A 21,302-nucleotide genomic window follows, 5' to 3' on the forward strand; every position below is an offset into this window, starting at 1 on the left:
AAGGTTTACACGCGTCACTGACACGTGTCACCTCCCTCTGACTCTTCCGCTCCCCGCCCTTTCGTCGGGCGATCACTCCAGGAGGGCACCGTGGCCCTTTCCTCCTCCGGCACGTCCCCCGCCTCCCCCGGCCCGTCCTCCGGTTCCTCCCCCGGCCGAGCCCCGGGCACCACCGGTCCCGGTTCCCCCGCCGCACCCCGCACGACCCTCCCGACCCGCGGGCTGCTGCCCCTGCTGCTGGCCGGGAACACGGCCATGTACGCGCTGTACGTGGGCGTCCCCGGACTGCTGCTCGCCCTGCAGATCGAGGCCGTCGACCCGGCGGCGAAGGTGGCCAACTTCGGCCTGGTCTCCGGCGTTTCCGCAATCTTCGCGACGGTCTTCAATCCGGTGGCCGGCGCGCTCTCCGACCGCTCGGGGCGCCGCAACCCGTGGATCCTGGCGGGCGGACTGCTCGCGCTGCCCGTGATGCTGCTGCTCGGCAGCGTGCACGGCATCCTGCTGGTGACGATCGCGTGGTGCCTCGGCCAGGCGGTGATGAACGTCTACCAGGCGGCCCTCACCTCCGTGGTGCCCGACCGGGTCCCGCTCGCCTCGCGCGGCAAGGCCTCGGCGGCCGTGGGCCTCGGTCTTCCCGTCGGCTCGACCGTGGGCGCCCTGATCGGCGCGGCGTTCTCGGATGACTACCGCACCGGCTATCTGGTCTTCGGCGCGATCGTCGCCGCCACCGCCGTCCTGTTCACCTCCCTGGCCCGCGAGGAGCGCATGCCGCCGAAGTCGCCGATGCCGGTCAGGGCACAACTGGCCGCGTTCGGCAGCGCGTTGAAGGACCATGACTTCCGGTGGGCGTTCCTCGGCAGGGCGTTGCTCGTCCTCGGCTACTTCGCGGTCGCCGGCTTCCAGCTCTACGTGCTCAAGGACCACACGGACCTGCCGGCCGGACTGAGCCCGGAGGAGGCGGTGGCGGTGCTGATGCCCGTCAACTCGGTTGCGATGGTGGTCTCCACGGTCCTGGGCGGCTGGCTCTCCGACCGCTACGACCGGCGCAAGCTCTTCGTCGGCGCCTCCGCCGCGCTCGCCGCCGTGGCCCTGCTGATCCCGGCGGTCTCGTCGAGCTGGACCGCGATGCTCGCCTTCTCCGTCGTCAACGGGCTCGGTTTCGGCTGCTACATGGCGGTGGACACGGCCCTGGTGACGATGGTGCTGCCTAAGGCCGAGGACGCGGCCCGGGACATGGGCGTGCTGAACATCGCGAACGCCGGCCCGCAGATCGTGGCGCCGTTCGCCGCGTCCCTGGTCGTCTCGCTCAGCGGCGGCTACACCGCGCTGTTCCTGGTGGCCGCCGTGCTGTCCGTGCTCGGGGCGCTGGCGGTGCGCCCGATCCGCACGGTGCGCTGATCACGGGCTGCCGAACGGGCGGGGGCCCGGCGCGCGTCGGCGCGCCGGGCCCTTCTCCGTACCCACGGGCCTCGGGGCGGCCGTGCGGCCCTGCGGGTCAGCAGTTCTCGTCGTTCTTCACCGCGCCGAACACGATGGTCAGCCCTTCGATCCTGGCGCCGGGCACCGGTTCCTGGGTGCAGACCTTCCAGTCCTCGCCGGTGGCGGGAACGGTACGGCCCTGGCCGGAGACGTCCTCGAAGCGCATCGAGCCCGAGATCCGGCCGTACACGGCGGCGACGCCCTCGCCGCGGAAGTCCGGCATGAAGCCGTCCTCCACCCGCACAGGCGCGGTGGGCGTGGCGGGCTTCGTGGTGCCGGGCCGGGGCTCCGGCACGTGCGCCCGGTCCTCCTCCGGTGCGGGGGAACAGGCGGTGAGTACGGCGAGCAGACCGGCGGCCAGGACAACGCCGGGACCGGTGGTGCGGATGTGACGCATGTTCCCCCCCTGGGACGAGCGTGAACGAGAAGGACCATCATCCACGCGCCGTCCCACCCGCGGTCCGGCCGTCCCGGTGGTTGTCTCAGTTGTGCCCGAACTTCCGGTCCTTGCGGTGGGCGGGGACGTCGATGGCCGGGCGGGGCGCCTCCGAGGCGGCCGAGCGCGAGGTCTCCTTGGCCGTGGTGGCCGTGGCGCGGTGCTCGTGGCCGCCGGTGCGGGCGCCCTTGTTGACCCGGGTCTGTTTCTTGCCCACGATCATGCCTCCCGTATCGGAATCTCGTTCCAGGCTCGCACGGGGGCACGAACGCCGCACGTCAGGCCGTCCGGCCCGCCCGGTTCCGGTCCTCCTGGGCGAAGGCGCGGCGGAAGGCGCCGAGCGTCGCCTGGTCCCGGGTGCGGTCGAGGACGCCGAAGGCGATCTCGTCGAAGTGCCGGGCGAACCGTCCGTCCCCGGTGAGCAGGTCCCTGAACGCGCCCGCGACCCCGGCCGGGTCGTTCCGGAAGACCCCGCAGCCCCAGGCGCCCAGGACGAGCCGGCGGTAGCCGTTCGCGGCGGCGGTCTCCAGGACCCGCTCGGCACGGGAGGCGAGCGCGGCGGGCACGCGGCCGGCGAGTTCGGGCGTGCGGCTCAGGATCACTCCGGCGTTGGGCGCGGGCGAGGTGAGGAAGCCGACGGCGAAGGGCTCGTCGAGGAGCGTGCCGCCGTCGTCTCGGAACACGGGCACGGCGGGCGAGTGAATCACCCGGTCGGTGTAGAAGGCGTCACGGACGGCCCGGTGGTGCTCGTAGTACGCGGGTGCCCGCAGCAGGGTGCCGTACAGGGCCGAGGAGCGGCACAGGGCCTCTTCCTGGGCCTGCGCGCCGTTCAGATAGCCGCCGCCGGGGTTGCGGGCGGAGGCGAAGTTGAGGACGGCGACCGGCGCGGAGCCGTCCTCGCGGAGCATCCGCCGGGCCGCGGCGAGACTGCTCTCGCCGGTGACGCGGATCGTGGTCGCCCGGTCGCGGTCGGGTGTGACGGCGACCGGCTCGGGGCCGTACAGACGGGTGCCTTCGAGGGCGGTGGTCAGCTGCTCGGCGAGGGGGACGAGGCGCCCGTCGGGCGCCGTGTAGCGGCCCTCGGCGACGATCCGTTCGTTCTCACGGGCCAGGGCCCGCAGTCGTGCGCTCATGTGCCGAGAGCATGATCGACGGGAAGGGCGGGCGGCAACGGGAATTTCGCGCCGCACGGGCCGGAAGCCCGCCGCCGTGCCGCGAAAGGCGCTCTTGCACGCCCGTGTCGGGTGGCTTTAGGTGGAAGCAGCGCTTACCCAGGAGGTGGAGCGATGACGACCCCGTCGTCGAGCGGAATACCCCGGGGCGGTCCCCCTCTGACCGAGGAGGAAGCCGAGGATCTGCTGCTGGGCATCTGTTTCAAGACGGGCCCGCCGCGCACGGTCGGGGCCGAGCTGGAATGGCTCGTCCACGAACTGCGCGACCCCCGTCTTCCCGTCCCGCCGCGCCGGCTGGCCGCGGCGATCGACACCGTACGGGCCCTGCCCCTGGTGGCGGCCCTCACCTTCGAACCCGGTGGGCAGCTGGAGCTCAGCTCGCCGCCCGCCGCCTCGCTCATGGAGTGCCTGGACTCGCTCGCCGCCGACCTGCGGGCGGTGCGGGGGGCACTCGCCCCGCTCGGGCTCGGCCTCAGCGGCTACGGCGTGGACCCGTGGCTCGCGCCCCGTGCGCGGGTCCTGCACGAACCGCGCTACGACGCCATGGAGCTGGCGCTCGGCAGGACCGGGCCGTCGGGAAGAGCCATGATGTGCGAGTCGGCCTCCGTGCAGGTCTGTCTCGACGCCGGCGTCGACGACGACGGACCGCTCGGCTACCGCAGACGCTGGCAGCTCGCCCATCTGCTCGGTGCGGTGCTGGTCGCGGCCTTCGCCAACTCCCCTGTGCACGGCGGGCGGCGGACCGGCTGGCGGTCGACCCGGCAGGCCCTGTGGACGGACCTCGACCCGTCGCGGGCGCTCGCCCCGTCACCGGACGGGGAGCCGCGCGCCGGGTGGGCGGCGCACGTCATGGACACCCCGGTGATGTGCGTACGGACCGAGCAGGGCCCGTGGGCGGTGCCCGAGGGGCTGTCGTTCCGCGAGTGGCTGCGGACGGGGGCGCCGCGCCGGGCCGACGCGGACGACCTGCGCTACCACCTCACCACGCTCTTCCCGCCGGTACGCCCGCGCGGGCACCTGGAGCTGCGGATGATCGACGCCCAGCCCGGGCCCGACGGCTGGATGGTGCCGCTCGCGGTCACCACCGCGCTCTTCGACGACCCGCGGGCCGCGGAGGCGGCGCACCAGGCGGTGCTGCCGCTGGCGCCGCTCGCCGGTGGCGGTCCCGCGCCGCGCAACGCGCTGTGGCGTACCGCGGCCAGGGACGGCCTGACCGATCCGCTGCTGCACCGGACGGCGCTGACCGTGTTCGAGGCCGCGCTGGAGGCGCTGCCCAGGACGGGTGCGACGCCCGCGGTGGTGGGCGCGGTGGCGGCGTTCCACGAACGGTACGTGGTGCCGGGCGGCTGTCCGGCCGACGAGCTCCTCGAGGTGGCGTCATGACCGCACCGGACACGGGACCGCCGGACACCCGGCTCGGCGATGCCGGGCTGCGGGAGCGGGCGGTCACGGCGCTGAGTACGGCGCGGGAGCGGACCGCGCTGCTCACCTCCTGCGTGGAGGACGCCGAACTGACCGCCCAGCACTCGCCGTTGATGTCCCCGCTGGTGTGGGACCTCGCGCACATCGGCAACCAGGAGGAGCAGTGGCTGTGGCGGGCGGTCGCCGGCCGTGAGGCGCTGCGGCCCGAGATCGACTCGATGTACGACGCCTTCGAGCATCCTCGCGCGAGTCGGCCGTCGCTGCCGCTCCTGGCTCCCGCCGAGGCGCGGGCGTACGCGGCGGACGTGCGCGACCGGGTCCTCGGGGTGCTGGAATCCACCCGGCTGGAGGGCCGGCCGCTGGTCGACGCGGCGTTCGCGTTCGGGATGATCGCCCAGCACGAACAGCAGCACGACGAGACCATGCTGATCACCCATCAGCTCCGCACGGGTCCCGCCGCGCTGTTCGCGCCCGCGCCTCCGACGACGGTGCCGGATCCGCCGCAGGAGCGGGAAGTCCTCGTCCCGGGCGGGCCGTTCACCATGGGCACCTCGGACGAGCCGTGGGCGCTCGACAACGAGCGGCCCGCACACACCAGGATCGTGCGCTCGTTCCTCATCGACACCGTGCCCGTCACCAACGGCGCCTACCAGGCCTTCATGGCGGACGGCGGCTACCACGACGAACGCGGGTGGCATCCGGAGGGCTGGGCGCAGATCCGCGAACACGGCATCGAGGCACCGCTGTTCTGGCGGCGCGAGGGAGGCCAGTGGCTGCGCCGGCGCTTCGGCGTGACCGGGCCGGTCGTCGAGGACGAGCCGGTGCTGCACGTCAGCTGGTACGAGGCGGACGCCTACGCCCGCTGGGCCGGACGCCGGCTGCCCACCGAGGCCGAGTGGGAGAAGGCCGCCCGTCACGACCCGGAGACCGGACGGTCGCGCCGGTATCCGTGGGGCGACGCCGATCCCGGGCCCGGGCACGCCAACCTGGGGCAGCGGCACCTGGACCCGGCGCCGGCCGGGAGCTACCCGGAGGGCGCCTCGCCGCTGGGCGTGCGCCAGCTGATCGGCGACGTGTGGGAGTGGACGGCGAGCGACTTCCTGCCATATCCGGGCTTCCGCGCCTTCCCGTACAAGGAGTACTCGGAGGTGTTCTTCGGTCCCGAGTACAAGGTGCTGCGCGGCGGTTCGTTCGCCGTCGACCCGGTGGCCTGCCGGGGCACCTTCCGCAACTGGGACCTGCCGGTGCGCCGGCAGATCTTCTCCGGGTTCCGCACCGCACGCGACGCGGAGCCGGCCTGATGTGCCGGCATCTGGCGTACGTCGGCCCGCCGGTGGCGATCGGCGAGCTGCTGCTGCGTCCGCCGCACTCCCTGGAGCGGCAGGCCTGGGCACCGCGGACGCAGAGCAGTGGGGTGGTGAACGCCGACGGCTTCGGCGTCGGCTGGTACGCGGAGGGCGATCCGGTGCCCGCCCGCTACCGGCGGGCGGCGCCGATCTGGGGCGACCTCTCGTTCGCCGACCTCGCCAGGGTGGTGCGGACCGGGGCACTGCTCGCCGCCGTGCGCGGCGCCACCCTGCCGGGGGCTGACGGCGAGGCGGCGGCCGCACCGTTCGCGGCCGGCCGCTGGCTGTTCAGCCACAACGGCGCCGTGCCGGGCTGGCCCGGCTCGCTCGTCGCGCCGGCGGCGGCCCTGCCGGCGGCCGCACTGCTCGCCGTGGAGGCGCGCACCGACTCGGCGCTGGTGTGGGCACTGGCCCTGCACCGGCTCCGGGCCGGCACGGCACCCGACGCCGCGCTCGCCGGCACGGTGCGGGAGGTGGACCGGGCGGCGCCCGGCGCGCGCCTCAACCTGCTGCTCACCGACGGCGCGACGGTGACGGCGACCTCGTGGGGGAACTCGCTCTGGTACCTGACCGGGCCCGGCCGCGCGGCCGTGGCCTCCGAACCGTACGACGACGATCCGGGCTGGACGGAGGTGCCGGACCGCACGGTCCTCACCGCGTCCCGCGACGGCGTCGGCCTCACCCCCATCGAGGAGCTCTTCCCGTGAGTCCGTTCCAGCTGACCCGTACCCTCGCCGAGGACGCCATGGACGCCGAGCTGCGTTCCGACGTGCTCCACGGCCTCACCCGCACGCCGAAGGAACTGCCGCCGAAGTGGTTCTACGACGCGCGCGGCAGCGACCTGTTCGAGGAGATCACCCGGCTGCCCGAGTACTACCCGACCCGGGCCGAGCGGGAGATCCTGATCGCCCGGGCGGAGGAGATCGCGGCGGCGACCGGGGCGCGGACCCTGGTGGAGCTGGGTTCGGGCTCCTCGGAGAAGACCCGTCACCTGCTCGACGCGCTGCTGCCCGGGCTCGAGGTGTACGTGCCGGTCGACGTGAGCGAGTCCGCGCTGAAGAGCGCGGGTGACGCGCTGCTGGCGGAGCGGCCGTCGCTGCGGGTGCACGCGCTGGTCGCCGACTTCACCCGTGGCCTGGAGCTGCCGCCGACGGCGGGGCCGCGGCTGGTGGCGTTCCTCGGCGGCACCATCGGCAACCTGCTGCCGGACGAGCGCCGGGAGTTCCTGCGGGCGGTACGCCGGATGCTGGCGCCGGGCGACGCCCTGCTGCTGGGCACGGACCTGGTGAAGGACGAGGGCACGCTGGTCGCCGCCTACGACGACGCCGCCGGGGTGACGGCCGCGTTCAACAAGAACGTCCTGGCGGTCGTCGACCGCGAGCTGGGCGCGGACGCCGACCCGGACGACTTCGACCACGTGGCGCTGTGGGACCGGGAACACGAGTGGATCGAGATGCGGCTGCGGGCGCGGCACGCGCTGGCGGTCAAGATCCGGGAACTGGATCTTGTGGTGCCGTTCGAGGCGGGCGAGGAACTGCGCACGGAGGTCTCGGCGAAGTTCCGCCGGGAGGGCGTACGCACGGAACTGGCGAAGGCCGGCCTCACGCTGTCGCGCTGGTGGACGGACGAGGCCGGCCGCTTCGCCCTGTCGCTGGCGACGGTGGAGCGGGGGGCGGGCGGCGTGGGCTGAGGAAGGAGCCCTGCCGCCCGCTCCCAGGGGCGGGACCGGCCGTGGCGGCCGAGGCCCGGCCGTCCCTTCCGGATCTTGGCCGGGTCCGCACCCGGTCCGGAGGAAACGGCTACTCCGCCAGGCTGTCCGTGATCTTCTCCGAGGCGTCCTTGGCTGCCTGCTTCGGGTCCTCGCCCGAGAGCACGGCCGTCATGTACGGCTTGATCGGGTTGTCGGCCTCGACGTCGGCCCACTGCGGCGAGTTGGGCGTGGCGCGGCCGCGGGCGGCGGCGGCCGCCATGGTGGCGGTGGCCTCCTGGCCGGCCACGAGGGAGGCCAGGGAGGTCTTGTTGGGCACGTAGTTCATGGCGCGGGCGAGTTCGCCCTGCCACTTCTCCCCCGCGAGGGCCTTCACCACGTCGAGGGCGGCGGCGCGGTCGGGTGCGTTCTCCGGGATGATCAGGTCGGAACCGCCGGTGAAGACGACGCAGGGCCGGCCGGCCTGCTTGCCGGGTATGGGGAAGTAGCCCAGCTTGTCGGCGAGTGCCGGGTTGGCCTTGGTGATGACCGGGACGACGCTGGGCGGGGCGATGATCTGGGCGACGTCTCCGCGGGCGAACACCTCGGCCTGCGGCGGGGTCTGTTCGTCGGCGTTCTTGGGGCCGTTGCCGAGGGCCTGGAGCCGCTTGTAGACGTCCATGCCGCGCAGGGCGGCGGGGGTGTCCAGGGTGCCGGTCCACACGCCGCCCTTGTCGACGGCCAGGTCGCCGCCCTCCTCCCAGATGAAGCCGGAGAGCGTGTACCAGTCCTGGCCGGCCAGGTAGATGCCCTGGTTGCCGCCGTCGTTGAGCTTCTCGGTGTCCTCGAGCCACTCGTCGCGGCTCTTCGGCGGCTTGACGCCGGCCTCGGCGAACAGCTCCTTGTTGTAGATGACGATGCGGCTGGCCGCGTACCAGGGGATGCCGTACTGCGCGCCGTCGATGCTGCCGGGCTCGGCGAGGCCGGGCAGCCAGTCCTCGCTGCCGAGGTCGCGGACGGACTCCAGGGTGAGGTCGTAGAGCTTGTCGGTGTCGGCGTACTGGGCGACCTGGGTGTTGCCCACCTCGATGACGTCGGGGCCGCCGGGGCCTTCGAGGGCCTCGGTGACCTTCTTCCCGATGCCGGTCCACTCCTGGAACGTGACGTTGAGCTCGACGCCGTCGTGCTCGGCCTCGTAGGACTCCTTGAAGCGCTTGAGGAAGTCGTCGCTGACGCTGCCGCGCATCAGCCACACGTCGACTGTGCGGGTCTTGCTCCCGCCGCCGGGAAGGAGCCCGCAGCCGGCGAGGGCGAGGGCGGACATGACTGCCAGTGGACAGACGAGACGGCGGTTCTTCACGTAGGTCACCTTCTGCGGGGAGGGCTGTCGACCCGACGTGTGGGGGGACCGGACGGGCGGTTCGCGCGGGTATGTGGCCTGGATTCTGGTCTGGACCAATGCGCATGGTCAAGTCCTGGACACTCTCGATCCCCGTGGCCGGGAACGAACCCCACCCGCCGGCGGGCCCTCGCCCGCGTTTCCCGGCCGCACTCGCTCGTTTCCCGCCCGCACCCGACCGGGCGGCGGCGGACGTGTCGCGGACCCCGGCCGGGTGGGGCACGGTGGAGAGAACCCACCGAGGGCACCGAGAGGAGTCCGGCTCCCATGTCGAACCACACCTACCGCGTCACCGAGATCGTCGGCACGTCCACCGAGGGCATCGACCAGGCCATCCGCAACGGCATCGAACGGGCCTCGCAGACACTGCGCGGCCTCGACTGGTTCGAGGTCACGGAGATGCGCGGGCATCTCGTCGACGGCGCGATCGAGCACTACCAGGTCGGCCTGAAGGTGGGCTTCCGCCTGGAGGAGGGCGCCTGACGGCGCCTCGGCGCCGTCCCCCGGCGGCGGGCCGTCAGGTCCGCCCCCGGCGGCGGGCCGTCAGGTCCGGCCCTCCTTCCCCTGGGCGTCCTTCAGCTCCTGCGACGCCGTCGCCCAGCGGGCCCGCACCACGGTGAAGCCCGCCGCCGCGGCGGCGTCGCAGACCAGTTCGTCGTCGTCGACGAGGACGCGCACCTCGCGCTCGCCCTCCAGGCGCCGCAGCACCTCGAGCTTGGTCTGCCGGGCCGGACGGAAATCCCGGCCCCGCCGCATGTGCACGGGCCCCTCGGGCAGTCCGTGCGCGGCGAGCCAGGCGAGGGTGTCCCGGCGGCAGCGCTCGGGCCGCCCGGTGAGGTAGACGATGTCGCACTCCTCCGCCGTACGGAGGCACAGCTCCACGCCCTCCGCGAGGGGCGGGTCCTGGGGCGCGGCGGCGAAGAAGCCGTCCCAGTTCCGGGGCCGCCCCTCCAGGAAGTGCTGCCGGTGGGCGGTCGAGGCGAGGGTGTTGTCGAGGTCGAAGACGGCCACGGGCCTGCGGTGTCGGTTCACTCCCCCAGCCTAGGCAGCGGCCGATTCCGGCCGGCGCGGGCGGGCCCGCCCGCGCCGGCCGGCTCCTCGCGATCCCGCGGGCCGGGGCTGACCAGGGCAAACGCGGCAAGCCGGGCCTAGAATCGTCGGATGCGCGACACCCGTACCGACCGCACCGGCCCCCTTCCCCTCGGCTCCGCCGCTTCCTCCCACGACCCGTTCGTCCGGGTGAGGGGCGCCCGTGAGCACAATCTGCGGGGCGTGGACGTCGACATCCCGCGGGACGCGCTGACCGTGTTCACCGGCGTGTCGGGGTCGGGCAAGTCGTCACTGGCGTTCGGCACGATCTACGCGGAGGCGCAGCGCCGCTACTTCGAGTCGGTGGCGCCGTACGCGCGGCGGCTGATCCACCAGGTGGGCGCACCGGAGGTCGGCGAGATCACCGGGCTCCCGCCGGCCGTGTCGCTGGAGCAGCGCCGGGCCGCGCCGAACACACGGTCCTCGGTCGGCACGGTGACCACGCTGTCCAATTCCCTGCGGATGCTCTTCTCCCGCGCGGGCAGCTATCCGCCGGGAGCGGAGCGGCTCGACTCCGACGCCTTCTCCCCCAACACCGCCGCCGGGGCCTGTCCCTCCTGCCACGGGCTGGGGAGGGTGCACGAGACCGGTGAGGAACTGCTCGTTCCCGACCCGGAGCTGTCGATCCGGGAGGGAGCGATCGCGGCCTGGCCGGGTGCGTGGCAGGGCAAGAACCTGAGGGACGTGCTCGACGCGCTCGGGTACGACGTGGACCGGCCGTGGCGGGAGCTCGACGCGAAGGACCGCGAGTGGATCCTGTTCACGGACGAGCAGCCGGTGGTGACGGTCCATCCGGTGCGGGAGGCGAACCGCATCCAACGTCCTTACCAGGGCACGTACATGAGCGCCCGGCGCTATGTGATGCACACGTTCTCCGATTCGAAGAGCGCGACGCTCCGGGCCAAGGCCGAGCGTTTCCTGACGAGTTCACCGTGCCCGGCGTGCGGGGGCAGCAGGCTGCGGCCGGAGGCGCTGGCGGTGACGTTCGCCGGGCGTACGATCGCCGAGCTGGCGGCGCTGCCGCTCACCGAACTGGCGAAGTCGCTGACGGGGCACGGCGGTTCGACGCCGGAGCAGGGCGGTTCGGAGACGGCCCGGGTGCTCACCCGGGACCTGGTGGCCCGGATCGCGACCGTCACCGAGCTCGGTCTGGGCTTTCTGAGCCTGGACCGGGCGACGCCGACGCTGTCGAACGGGGAGCTGCAGCGGCTGCGGCTCGCCACCCAGCTGCGGTCCGGTCTCTTCGGCGTCGTGTACGTGCTCGACGAGCCGTCGGCGGGGCTGCATCCCGCGGACACGGAGGCGCTGCTGGTGGTGCTCGACCGGCTGAAGGCCGCGGGCAACACCGTCTTCGTCGTCGAACACCATCTGGACGTGGTGCGGCACGCCGACTGGCTGGTGGACGTCGGACCGGAGGCCGGTGAGCACGGCGGCCGGGTGCTGCACAGCGGGCCGCCGGAGGCGCTCGCGGAGGTCACGGCGTCGGCGACCCGCCGCTTCCTCTTCGACCGGGCGCCGGTGCCGGAACGTACGGTGCGCACGGCCTCCGGTCGGCTGCGGGTCGGCCCGGTGACCCGGCACAACCTGCGCGGCCTGGAGGCCGACTTCCCGCTGGGCGTGCTCACGGCTGTGACGGGGGTGTCCGGTTCGGGGAAGTCGACGCTGGTGGGCGCGCTGACCGAGACGGCGGAGGAAAGTCCGGACGTGTCGCGGGTGGTGACGGTCGACCAGAAACCGATCGGCCGTACGCCGCGTTCCAACCTGGCGACGTACACCGGTCTCTTCGACGTCGTGCGCAAGCTGTTCACGGAGACGGAGCAGGCACGGCAGCGCGGCTACAAGGCGGGACGGTTCTCGTTCAACGTCGCGGGCGGGCGCTGCGAGACCTGCCAGGGCGAGGGTTTCGTCTCGGTGGAGCTGCTGTTCCTGCCCAGCACGTACGCGCCCTGCCCGGACTGCCACGGCGCCCGCTACAACCCGGAGACGCTGGAGGTACGGCTCCGGGGGCGGACGATCGCGGAGGTGCTGGACCTGACGGTGGAGGCGGCCGCGGACTTCTTCGCCGGCACGCCGGCGGCGTCCCGCGCGCTGCGCACGCTGCTCGACGTCGGTCTCGGCTATCTCCGGCTCGGCCAGCCGGCGACGGAGCTGTCGGGCGGCGAGGCACAGCGCATCAAGCTCGCCGCCGAGCTGCAGCGGCCCCGCCGCACACCCACCCTGTACGTCCTGGACGAACCGACGACGGGGCTGCACCCGGCCGATGTCGAGGTGCTGATGCGGCAGCTGCACGGACTGGTGGACGGCGGGCACACGGTGGTGGTCGTCGAGCACGACATGGACGTGGTGGCGACCGCCGACCGGGTGCTCGACCTGGGGCCGGGCGGCGGTGACGAGGGCGGCCGCATCGTGGCCCAGGGAACGCCCGCGGAGGTGGCCCGGATGGCGGCGAGCCGGACCGCGCGCTACCTCGCGGCCCGGCTCGGCGGGTGAAGCCCCGTCCCCCATGGACGTCCGGCCGGCGGCGGGGGTGTACCTGGGTACACCCCCGCCCGGCACCTGGGCGCAGTGACCGGGCCCGCGTCGGACGGAAGAGTCGTCGGTGACGGATTCGGACCGGGCGACCGGGCGACGGAGAGGCCGACGGCATGCGGGTGTGGGGGTGGAAGGCGGAGGCCGGGGTGTTCCTCGGCGTCGCCTTCGTCGCGGCGGGGGTGCTGGGCGCGGTGCAGCCGGCGACGGGGATTCCGCCGGTGGTGGTGCAGCTGACCCAGTTCGGGCCGGCGGCGGGCGTTTTCGCGGTCGCGCTGCTGTGGCCGCGGCGGATCCGGACGCGGCTGGCGGGAGCGCTGCCCGCCCGCGACCGAGGCCCTCGGGCGCGTGGCGAAAGGAGCGTCGTTCGCCCGGAGGGCGTGGCGGGGGGCGTCTGGTGCGTGCGATCGCACGGCGGAGGGAGGAGAGCGCGGCGGGCTGCGCCGACGACCGACAACGCGGCGAGCGTGCGTGCCAGGCGTTCCCCGCCGGACGGGACTTTCGACACACGCCTGAGGCCCGAACGCTCGGGGCGGTGGCTGCTGCTGACGGCGCCGCTGGTCGTCGTGCTCGCCGCCGCGGCGTACGGCTGGGCGCGCGGTGACGCCGTCGTCACGGATCCGCGGACGCTGGGCCGTCCCTTCGCTCTGGTCGTGGTGGCCCAGCTGGTCGGCGCCTGCGGGGAGGAGATCGGCTGGCGGTGCTTCCTGCAGCCGCTGCTGAGCGCCCGCTTCGGGCCGGTGGCGGCGTCTCTGCTGGTGGGCGCGGTGTGGGGTGTCTGGCACGTGCAGGTGTTCGCGCAGGCCCCGGCGTACGCGGCCGGGTTCCTGGGGGCGACGGTGGCGATGTCGCTGGTGCTGGGGCTCGCCCTGGAACAGGTGCGGGCGGGCCGGCTGCTGCTCGCGGGCGGCTTCCACACCCTGGTCAACCTGGGGATGCTGCTCCTGATGGACGAGGAGTCGGGCGCGGTGCTCCCGATGGTCCTGTTCGGGGCGGCGTGGCTGGTCGCGGCGGTGCCGTGGCTGCTGCGGACGCGGGTGGATACGATCGCTGCGGTGCGACGGGGAGCGCTCTGACATGGGGGAACGGCCGGTGAGTGGAGTACGGGAGGCGTGGCGCGCCCTCGGCCGGTGCCAGCTCCTCTCGCTGAGCGCCCTGCTGCTGCCCTGCTACGGCGGACTCGTCGTCGCCGCGCTGCTCCTGCTCCCCGTGGGTCTCGGCTTCCCGCTCCTGCCGCCCGCCGCGGCCGCGCTGCGCCGGCACACCGACCGGGCGCGGGCGCGTACCGCCGCCTGGTCGGGCCGGGAGGCCGACCCGCCCGGCCCGCTGCCCCGGACGGCGCGGGCGGTGCTCGGCGACGCGGGCTTCTGGCGCGACCTGCGCTGGGCGTGGCTGGAGCCGGTGACGGGCGGGCTGATCGTGGCGGTGCCCCTGGCGCCGTTCTGGTACGGCCTGTCCGGCGTCCTCGTCGAGCCGTTCGTGCGGCTGGAGCGGGGGGACGGCGACTGGTACGCCTTCGTGCCGGGCGGCTCCGCCGGCAGCGTGCCGGCCGTGCTGCTCCTCGGCCTCGGTCTCGTCGCCGCGGCGCCGGCCGTGGCACCGTGGGCGCTCGGCCGGCACGCCCGCTGGAGCCGGGCGGCGCTCTCGGTGCCGTACACGACCGCCCTGGCCCGCAGGATCGACCAGCTGACCGACAGCCGGGCCGACGCGCACGACTTCCAGGCGGCCGAGCTGCGGCGCATCGAGCGGGACCTGCACGACGGGGCGCAGGCGCGTCTGGTGGCGCTCGGCATGAGCCTGGAGGAGGCCGGCCGGCGGCTCGACGCCGATCCGGACGCGGCGCGCGCGCTGCTCGGCGAGGCGCGGGCGGCCTCGGAGCGGGCGCTGCAGGAGCTGCGGGAGCTGGTGCACGGCATCCTGCCGCCGGTGCTCGCCGACCGCGGGCTCGGTGACGCGGTGCGCTCGCTGGCGCTGGACAGTTTCCTCGACGTCCGCGTGGATGTCGCGCTGCCGCCCGGCCGGCTGCCGATGGCCGTCGAGTCCGCCGCGTACTTCGCGGTGGCCGAGCTGCTGGCGAACGCGGCCAAGCACTCCGGCGCCACCGGGGTCCGCGTCGCGCTCGGCCACGCGGACGGCGTGCTGCGGGTGACCGTCGCCGACGACGGCCGCGGCGGTGCGGCACCCGCCGCGGACGGCGGCGGGCTGCACGGCGTGCGGCGCCGGCTGCGCACCTTCGACGGAAGCCTCGCCCTGGACAGCCCGCCGGGCGGACCCACCCTCGCGACCCTGGAGATACCGTGCGCGTCGTCCTCGCCGAAGACCTCTTCCTCCTCCGGGACGGGCTGACCCGCACTCTGGAGGAGCACGGCTTCGAGGTGGTCGCCGCCGTCGACAACGGTCCGGCGCTGGTGCGCGCGCTGCGCGAGGAGCGCCCGGACGTCGCGGTGGTCGACATCCGGCTGCCGCCGGACTTCACCGACGAGGGCCTGCGGGCGGCCCTCGGGGCCCGCCGGGAGCGACCGGGCCTGCCGGTGCTCGTCCTCTCGCAGTACGTGGAGCAGCTGTACGCCCAGGAGCTGCTCGCCGGCGGGGAGGGCGCCGTCGGCTACCTGCTGAAGGACCGGGTGACGCACACGGCGCAGTTCGTCGACGCGGTGCGCACGGTGGCCGCGGGCGGTACGGTGCTCGACCCGCAGGTCGTGGCCCGGCTGCTCGCCCGCAGCGACGCGCGGGGCAACACGGCGCCGCTCACCCCGCGCGAGCACGAGGTGCTGCGGCTGATGGCCGAGGGCCGGTCGAACGCGGCCGTCGCCGCCACGCTCCACGTGAGCGAGAGCGCGGTGGCGAAGCACACGGCGAGCATCTTCGCGAAGCTGCGGATCGAGCCGTCCCCGGACGACAACCGCCGGGTCCTCGCGGTGCTGGCGTATCTGCGACGGTGAGCGGCCCCGCCGGCGGCGGCGCGTCGTCGGCGGCGCGCGCGGGGCTCGTCAGGCGGCGCGCGCGGGGGTCGTCAGGCGGCCGCCGGGGCGAAGCGGTGCATCTCGTCGAGGCCGGGCTGGATCACGCCGTAGCTGCTCTCCGGGACCTCGCTCCAGGCGCCGGGCAGGTCGCCGAGGGGCTCGGAGACGACGAGGCGGCTCTCCTCGGACAGTTCCCGCAGGAAGGCGATGTCGGGGTGGAGCCTGCGCAAGGCGTCGACGCGGTTGCTGTAGAAGAGCGAGCGGGAGGCGTGGGCGCTGGAGTAGCGGAAGGTCCAGACGCGTTCGCCGTCGGTCACGGCGAGCGTCATCTGGAGGGGGTGTTCGATGCCGTGGGCGCGGCCGACGCGTTCCACGACGGCCGCCATCTCGGCGACGGCGGCCGGCGGGTCCCGGTCGAGACCGTAGGTGAGGGCGAGATGGAACATCACCTCGGAGTCCGTCGTGCCCTCGAGCTCGGGGAACAGCGAGGGGTCGACGAGCAGGGTGAGTTCGCGGCGGATGAGGGGGAACCCGTCGATGGCGCCGTTGTGCATGAACATCCAGCGGCCGTGCCGGAACGGGTGGCAGTTCGACTGCTGCACGGCCGTCCCGGTCGACGCGCGGATGTGGGCGAAGAACAGCGGGGAGCGCACGTGGTCCGCGAGCTCCCGCAGATTGCGGTTGTTCCAGGCCGGGCCGACGTCGCGCAGCAGCGCGGGGGTCGTGTTCCCGGGCGAGTACCAGCCGATGCCGAAGCCGTCGCCGTTGGTGGTCTCCACCCCGAGTTTGGAGTGCAGACTCTGGTCGATCAGGGAGTGTTCGGGTTTGTAGAGGATGGTGTCGAGGAGCACGGGCGTGCCCCAGTAGGCGAGCCATCGGCACATGCGTCATCACCTGACCCCGTCCGGACCTCTCATTCTCGGCCCGTTCGCCGCCGGTCGCCATGCGAGGCCCGTTCCCCGCCAGGCGCAATGCGAGGCCCGTTCGCCGCCGGCGCCGTGCGAGCCGGTGCCGCCGCGCCGCCCGCCGGCGGACTGACGCCGGCGGGTCGCGCTTCACCCCCTAGGAACGGCCGGCCTTCCTCCTGGCGCGCAGCCACTCCTTGTTCATGGCCGCGATCGACGGCAGCGGGATGCCCTTGGGGCAGGCGGTGGCGCACTCTCCGGTGAGGGTGCAGCCGCCGAAGCCCTCGGCGTCCATCTGGGCGACCATGTCGAGGACGCGGCTCTCGCGTTCCGGGGCGCCCTGGGGCAGGACGCCGAGGTGGTTGACCTTGGCGCTGGTGAAGAGCATCGCCGAGCCGTTGGGGCAGGCGGCGACGCAGGCGCCGCAGCCGATGCACTCGGCGTGCTCGAAGGCGTGGTCGGCGTCGGCCTTGGGGACCGGGGTGGCGTGGGCCTCGGGCGCGGAGCCGGTGGGGACGCTCACGTAGCCGCCGGCCTGGATGATCCGGTCGAAGGCCGAGCGGTCGACGACGAGGTCCTTGACGACAGGGAAGGCGGCGGCCCGCCAGGGTTCGACGTCGATGGTGTCGCCGTCGCGGAAGGACCGCATGTGGAGCTGGCAGCTGGTGGTGCGTTCGGGGCCGTGGGCGTCGCCGTTGATGACCAGGCTGCACGCGCCGCAGATGCCCTCGCGGCAGTCGTGGTCGAAGGCGACGGGGTCCTCGCCGCGCAGGATGAGTTCCTCGTTGAGGGTGTCCAGCATCTCCAGGAAGGACATGTCGGGCGAGATGCCGTCGACCCGGTAGGTGGCCATGGCGCCTTCGGCGTCGCCGTTCTTCTGGCGCCAGACGCGCAGGTTGAGCCTCATGCGTAGCTCCGCTGGGTGGGGTGGACGTACTCGAAGGTCAGGGCTTCCCTGTGGAGGACGGGGGCGGCACCGTCCGGGGTGCCGTGCTCGCCCGGGGGACGACCCCCGGACCCCGGGAACTCCCAGGCGGCGGCGTACGAGAACTCCTCGTCGCGGCGGGCGGCTTCGCCGTCCGGCGTCTGGGACTCCTCGCGGAAGTGGCCGCCGCAGGACTCCTCGCGGTGGAGGGCGTCGAGGCACATGAGCTCGGCGAGCTCGAGGTAGTCGACGATCCGGTTGGCCTTCTCCAGGGACTGGTTGAACTCCTCGCCGGTGCCGGGGACCTTGATGCGGCGCCAGAACTCCTCGCGGATCTCGGGGATGCGGCGCAGGGCCTTGCGCAGTCCGGCCTCGGTGCGGGCCATTCCGCAGAACTCCCACATGACCTCGCCCAGTTCGCGGTGGAAGGAGTCGGGCGTGCGGTCGCCGTCGACGGCGAGGAGGAGGTGGAGGCGGTCCTCGGTCTCGGCGAGGACCTCCCGTACGGCGGGGTGGTCGTCGGTGACGGGGTCGCTGTGCGGGTGGCGGGCCAGGTAGTCGTTGATGGTGGCGGGAAGGACGAAGTAGCCGTCGGCGAGGCCCTGCATGAGGGCGGAGGCGCCGAGCCGGTTGGCGCCGTGGTCGGAGAAGTTCGCCTCGCCGATGGCGAAGAGCCCGGGGACGGTGGTCTGGAGGTCGTAGTCGACCCACAGTCCGCCCATCGTGTAGTGCACGGCGGGGTAGATCCGCATCGGGACCTCGTACGGGTTCTCGGCGGTGATCCGCTCGTACATGTCGAAGAGGTTGCCGTACTTCTCCTCGACCTTGGCGCGGCCCATGCGCCGGATGGCGTCGGCGAAGTCCAGGTAGACGCCCTGGCCGCCGGGGCCCACGCCCCTGCCCTCGTCGCAGACGTTCTTGGCGGCCCGGGAGGCGATGTCGCGGGGGACGAGGTTGCCGAAGGAGGGGTAGATGCGCTCCAGGTAGTAGTCGCGCTCGTCCTCGGGGATCTCGTCGGCGGGCCGGGTGTCGCCCTTGGCCTTGGGCACCCAGATGCGGCCGTCGTTGCGCAGCGACTCGCTCATCAGGGTGAGCTTGGACTGGTGGTCGCCGGTGCGGGGGATGCAGGTGGGGTGGATCTGGGTGAAGCAGGGGTTGGCGAACCAGGCGCCGCGCCGGTGGGCCCGCCACACGGCGGTGGCGTTGGAGTTCATGGCGTTGGTGGACAGGTAGAAGACGTTGCCGTAGCCGCCGGTGGCGAGGACGACGGCGTCGGCGTAGTGGGTGGAGATCCGTCCGGTGACGAGGTCGCGGGCGACGATGCCGCGGGCCCGGCCGTCGACGACGATCAGGTCGAGCATCTCGGTGCGCGGGTGCATCTCGACGTTCCCGGCGGCGATCTGCCGGCTGAGGGCCTGGTAGGCGCCGAGGAGGAGCTGCTGGCCGGTCTGGCCGCGGGCGTAGAAGGTGCGGGAGACCTGGACGCCGCCGAAGGAGCGGGTGTCGAGGAGGCCGCCGTACTCGCGGGCGAAGGGGACGCCCTGGGCGACGCACTGGTCGATGATCTCGACGGAGATCTGGGCGAGCCGGTGGACGTTGGACTCGCGGGCGCGGAAGTCGCCGCCCTTGACGGTGTCGTAGAAGAGCCGGTGGACGGAGTCGCCGTCGTTGCGGTAGTTCTTCGCGGCGTTGATGCCGCCCTGGGCGGCGATGGAGTGGGCGCGTCGCGGGGAGTCCTGGTAGCAGAACTGGACGACCTGGTAGCCCTGTTCGGCGAGGGTGGCGCCGGCGGAGCCGCCGGCGAGGCCGGTGCCGACGACGATGATCCGGTGGCCGCGGCGGTTGGCGGGGTTGACCAGCTTCGCCTGGAAGCGGCGGGTGTCCCAGCGTTCGGCGATGGGTCCCGCGGGGGCCTTGGTGTCGGCGATCGGCTCGCCGACGGTGTAGTCGGTGAAGGTCATGTCAGCTCACCACTCCGGTCATGACGCCGACGGGTACGGCGATGAAGCCCGCGGTCAGGACGAGCGCGAGGGCGTTGGCCAGGAACGTGAGGGCACGTTCGCGCCGGGCGTTGCCGATGCCGAGGGTCTGGGCGGCGCTCCAGAACCCGTGCCGGACGTGGAGGCCGACGGCGAGCATGGCGACGATGTAGATGACGTTGCCGTACCAGGTGGAGAAGGTGTCGATGACGTTCTGGTAGGGCCGGCCCTCCTCGAAGCCGCCGGCGTGGACGGTGCCGGTGGTCAGGTCGAGGACGTGCCAGACGATGAACAGGCCGAGGACGACACCGCCCCAGCGCATGGTGCGGGTGGCGTAGGAGGCGCCCTTGCGGCGGTGGACGTACGCGGTCGGACGGGCCTTGATGTCACGCCGGCTGAGCTGGTACGCGGAGACGGCGTGCGCGACGACGGCGGTGAGCAGCACGATGCGGGCGATCCACAGTCCCCACTGGTGGTGCAGCACCGGGGCGCCCATGACGCGCAGCCAGTGGCCGTAGCCGTTGAACTCCTCGGGACCGAAGAACACCTTCAGGTTGCCCGTGACGTGGGCGACGAGGTAGGCGAGCATGATCAGTCCGCTCGCGGCCATCACGGTCTTCTTGCCGATGGTCGACGCCCAGAAGCCGCGGGTGGGCGCGGCGGCGGGGGGCCGGGCGGTGTTCCGTCCGGACTTGGTTGCCAGAGCCATGGGAGCGACGGTAGGGGCGGAGGACCCGAGTGGTCCAAGACATGGTCCGGCTGATCTCGATAGGTGCATCCTATGATGCCGGGTAAGCTGGGCTGTATGCAGTTCCAGCAGCTCCTCTACTTCGTCGCCGTCGCCGAGACCCGGCACTTCACCCGGGCCGCCGAGCGCGTCCACGTCTCGCAGCCCTCGCTCTCCCAGCAGATCAAGGCGCTGGAGCAGGAGCTGGGCGCGGAGCTGTTCAGCCGGGCCCGGGGAAACATCGCGCTGACCGACGCGGGCGAGGCGCTGCTGCCGCTGGCCCGCCGGATCCTCGCCGACACCGACACGGCCCGGCACGAGGTGCAGGAGCTGGTGCAGCTCCGGCGGGGCCGGGTACGGCTCGGGGCGACGCCCAGCCTGTGCACCGGCCTGCTGCCCGACGTGCTGCGCGCCTTCCACGACCTGCACCCGGGGATCAGCCTCCTCATCGAGGAGGGCGGCTCGCACGACCTGGTACGAGAGCTGGCGCGCGGCGCGCTGGACCTGGCGCTGGTCGTCCTGCCCCTCCCCACCTCGTCCCCGGCCCTGACGACGGTGGAGCTGCTGACCGAGGACCTGGTGGTGGTCTCCTCGCCCTCGGCGCCGGCGCCGCGCCGGCCGGTGCGCATCGCGGACCTGCGCGACCAGCCGCTGGTGATGTTCCGGCACGGGTACGACCTGCGGGAGCTGACCGTGGCGGCCTGCCGGGCCGAGGGCTTCGAGCCCTCGTTCACGGTGGAGGGCGGCGAGCTGGACGCCGTACTCGGTTTCGTACGGGCCGGTCTCGGCCTCGCCGTGGTCCCGGCGATGGTGGCCGCCCGGGCGGGCCGCGACCTGCGCGTCACGGCCCTGGCCCGCCCGGGCCTGCGCCGCACGATCGCCCTGGCCCACCGCAGCGACGTGGCCCCGCCGCGGGCGGCCCGGGAACTCCAGAAACTCCTGATGGCGTCCCGGCGGGGCGCCACCCCGTAACCCCACCCGCGCAAGCTCCGCCCCCCATCGCCACCCGCCCCCTGCCGGCCGGCCCGGGCGTCCCGCCCCGCCGTGTGGGGCCCGTGCCACTACCGACCGGTTCGGGCGTCCCGCCGTCCGGCCCCCACCCCGCTGGGCGGCACGGGCGTCGCACACCGCCGTGCGGGGCCCGCGCCACTACCGACCGGTACGGGCGTCCCGCCGTCCGGCCCCCACCCTGCCGACCGGCACGGGCGTCCCACCCCACCGCGCAGGCCCCGCGCCACTACCGG

At 73.6% G+C, this 21,302-nt stretch carries 20 protein-coding genes; 11 read left to right on the top strand and 9 right to left on the bottom strand.

What is annotated here, in order from left to right; translation table 11 throughout:
* The first annotated feature begins 90 nt into the window (after positions 1-90).
* Positions 91-1,398: an MFS transporter gene (locus tag ESG85_RS06215; RefSeq protein WP_128977020.1), complete on the top strand. Its 1,308-nt coding sequence runs from the start codon at positions 91-93 to the stop codon at positions 1,396-1,398.
* A gap of 97 nt (positions 1,399-1,495) precedes the next feature.
* On the opposite strand, the gene ESG85_RS06220 is transcribed toward ESG85_RS06215, so the two are convergent.
* The 3 genes from ESG85_RS06220 to ESG85_RS06225 all read right to left on the bottom strand — a co-directional run bounded on the left by ESG85_RS06220 (position 1,496) and on the right by ESG85_RS06225 (position 3,048).
* The gene (locus ESG85_RS06220; RefSeq protein WP_128977021.1) at positions 1,496-1,876 is read right to left on the bottom strand and encodes a hypothetical protein; all 381 of its coding nucleotides are present in this window, start codon (positions 1,874-1,876) and stop codon (positions 1,496-1,498) included.
* 85 nt (positions 1,877-1,961) lie between these two features.
* Entirely contained in the window at positions 1,962-2,132 is a 171-nt protein-coding gene (locus ESG85_RS34860; RefSeq protein WP_164986176.1) for a hypothetical protein, read from the bottom strand.
* 61 nt (positions 2,133-2,193) lie between these two features.
* The gene (locus ESG85_RS06225) at positions 2,194-3,048 is read right to left on the bottom strand and encodes a TIGR02452 family protein (RefSeq protein ID WP_128977022.1); all 855 of its coding nucleotides are present in this window, start codon (positions 3,046-3,048) and stop codon (positions 2,194-2,196) included.
* 153 nt (positions 3,049-3,201) lie between these two features.
* Here ESG85_RS06225 and egtA point away from each other — a divergent pair, with 153 nt between their 5' ends.
* The 4 genes from egtA to egtD are packed head-to-tail and all read left to right on the top strand — an operon-like array spanning position 3,202 to position 7,545.
* Positions 3,202-4,470: an ergothioneine biosynthesis glutamate--cysteine ligase EgtA gene (gene egtA / locus ESG85_RS06230; RefSeq protein ID WP_128977023.1), complete on the top strand. Its 1,269-nt coding sequence runs from the start codon at positions 3,202-3,204 to the stop codon at positions 4,468-4,470.
* The gene (gene egtB / locus ESG85_RS06235) at positions 4,467-5,810 is read left to right on the top strand and encodes an ergothioneine biosynthesis protein EgtB (RefSeq protein WP_128977024.1); all 1,344 of its coding nucleotides are present in this window, start codon (positions 4,467-4,469) and stop codon (positions 5,808-5,810) included. Before egtA ends, egtB begins: the two co-directional genes overlap by 4 nt.
* Positions 5,810-6,562: an ergothioneine biosynthesis protein EgtC gene (egtC, locus tag ESG85_RS06240; RefSeq protein WP_128977025.1), complete on the top strand. Its 753-nt coding sequence runs from the start codon at positions 5,810-5,812 to the stop codon at positions 6,560-6,562. The genes egtB and egtC overlap by 1 nt, the downstream gene beginning before the upstream one ends.
* Entirely contained in the window at positions 6,559-7,545 is a 987-nt protein-coding gene (gene egtD / locus ESG85_RS06245; RefSeq protein WP_128977026.1) for an L-histidine N(alpha)-methyltransferase, read from the top strand. The genes egtC and egtD overlap by 4 nt, the downstream gene beginning before the upstream one ends.
* A 109-nt stretch (positions 7,546-7,654) precedes the next feature.
* On the opposite strand, the gene ESG85_RS06250 is transcribed toward egtD, so the two are convergent.
* A complete protein-coding gene (locus ESG85_RS06250) occupies positions 7,655-8,902 on the bottom strand; it encodes an extracellular solute-binding protein (protein ID WP_128977027.1) in 1,248 nt (415 codons plus the stop codon).
* Between the two features lie 306 nt (positions 8,903-9,208).
* Between ESG85_RS06250 and ESG85_RS06255 the strand changes: the two genes are divergently transcribed.
* The gene (locus ESG85_RS06255; RefSeq protein ID WP_128977028.1) at positions 9,209-9,424 is read left to right on the top strand and encodes a dodecin; all 216 of its coding nucleotides are present in this window, start codon (positions 9,209-9,211) and stop codon (positions 9,422-9,424) included.
* 60 nt (positions 9,425-9,484) lie between these two features.
* On the opposite strand, the gene ESG85_RS06260 is transcribed toward ESG85_RS06255, so the two are convergent.
* On the bottom strand, positions 9,485-9,973 hold the full coding sequence (locus ESG85_RS06260; RefSeq protein ID WP_128977029.1) for a phosphatase domain-containing protein: 489 nt from the start codon (positions 9,971-9,973) through the stop codon (positions 9,485-9,487).
* Between the two features lie 129 nt (positions 9,974-10,102).
* Here ESG85_RS06260 and ESG85_RS06265 point away from each other — a divergent pair, with 129 nt between their 5' ends.
* From ESG85_RS06265 to ESG85_RS06285, 4 genes are all read left to right on the top strand, one after another.
* Entirely contained in the window at positions 10,103-12,520 is a 2,418-nt protein-coding gene (locus ESG85_RS06265) for an ATP-binding cassette domain-containing protein (RefSeq protein ID WP_128977030.1), read from the top strand.
* 506 nt (positions 12,521-13,026) lie between these two features.
* Positions 13,027-13,635, top strand: coding sequence for a CPBP family intramembrane glutamic endopeptidase (locus ESG85_RS06275; RefSeq protein ID WP_246094833.1), 609 nt, complete (start codon positions 13,027-13,029; stop codon positions 13,633-13,635).
* 16 nt (positions 13,636-13,651) lie between these two features.
* Entirely contained in the window at positions 13,652-14,905 is a 1,254-nt protein-coding gene (locus ESG85_RS06280; protein ID WP_246094834.1) for a sensor histidine kinase, read from the top strand.
* The gene (locus ESG85_RS06285) at positions 14,857-15,501 is read left to right on the top strand and encodes a response regulator transcription factor (protein ID WP_128977032.1); all 645 of its coding nucleotides are present in this window, start codon (positions 14,857-14,859) and stop codon (positions 15,499-15,501) included. The genes ESG85_RS06280 and ESG85_RS06285 overlap by 49 nt, the downstream gene beginning before the upstream one ends.
* Before the next feature lie 71 nt (positions 15,502-15,572).
* On the opposite strand, the gene ESG85_RS06290 is transcribed toward ESG85_RS06285, so the two are convergent.
* From ESG85_RS06290 to ESG85_RS06305, 4 genes are all read right to left on the bottom strand, one after another.
* Positions 15,573-16,406, bottom strand: coding sequence for a class II glutamine amidotransferase (locus ESG85_RS06290; protein WP_128977033.1), 834 nt, complete (start codon positions 16,404-16,406; stop codon positions 15,573-15,575).
* 178 nt (positions 16,407-16,584) lie between these two features.
* Positions 16,585-17,334 (bottom strand): succinate dehydrogenase/fumarate reductase iron-sulfur subunit, encoded by a 750-nt coding sequence (locus tag ESG85_RS06295; RefSeq protein ID WP_128977034.1) that lies wholly within the window; start codon positions 17,332-17,334, stop codon positions 16,585-16,587.
* Positions 17,331-19,313: a fumarate reductase/succinate dehydrogenase flavoprotein subunit gene (locus ESG85_RS06300; RefSeq protein WP_128977035.1), complete on the bottom strand. Its 1,983-nt coding sequence runs from the start codon at positions 19,311-19,313 to the stop codon at positions 17,331-17,333. The genes ESG85_RS06295 and ESG85_RS06300 overlap by 4 nt, the downstream gene beginning before the upstream one ends.
* 1 nt (position 19,314) lies before the next feature.
* A complete protein-coding gene (locus tag ESG85_RS06305) occupies positions 19,315-20,040 on the bottom strand; it encodes a succinate dehydrogenase (RefSeq protein WP_128977036.1) in 726 nt (241 codons plus the stop codon).
* A 96-nt stretch (positions 20,041-20,136) separates the two neighbouring features.
* Between ESG85_RS06305 and ESG85_RS06310 the strand changes: the two genes are divergently transcribed.
* On the top strand, positions 20,137-21,030 hold the full coding sequence (locus tag ESG85_RS06310; protein WP_128977037.1) for a LysR family transcriptional regulator: 894 nt from the start codon (positions 20,137-20,139) through the stop codon (positions 21,028-21,030).
* Positions 21,031-21,302 lie beyond the last annotated feature (272 nt).

It is taken from the genome of Streptomyces roseicoloratus (assembly GCF_004117935.1).
GTDB lineage: Bacteria > Actinomycetota > Actinomycetes > Streptomycetales > Streptomycetaceae > Streptomyces > Streptomyces roseicoloratus.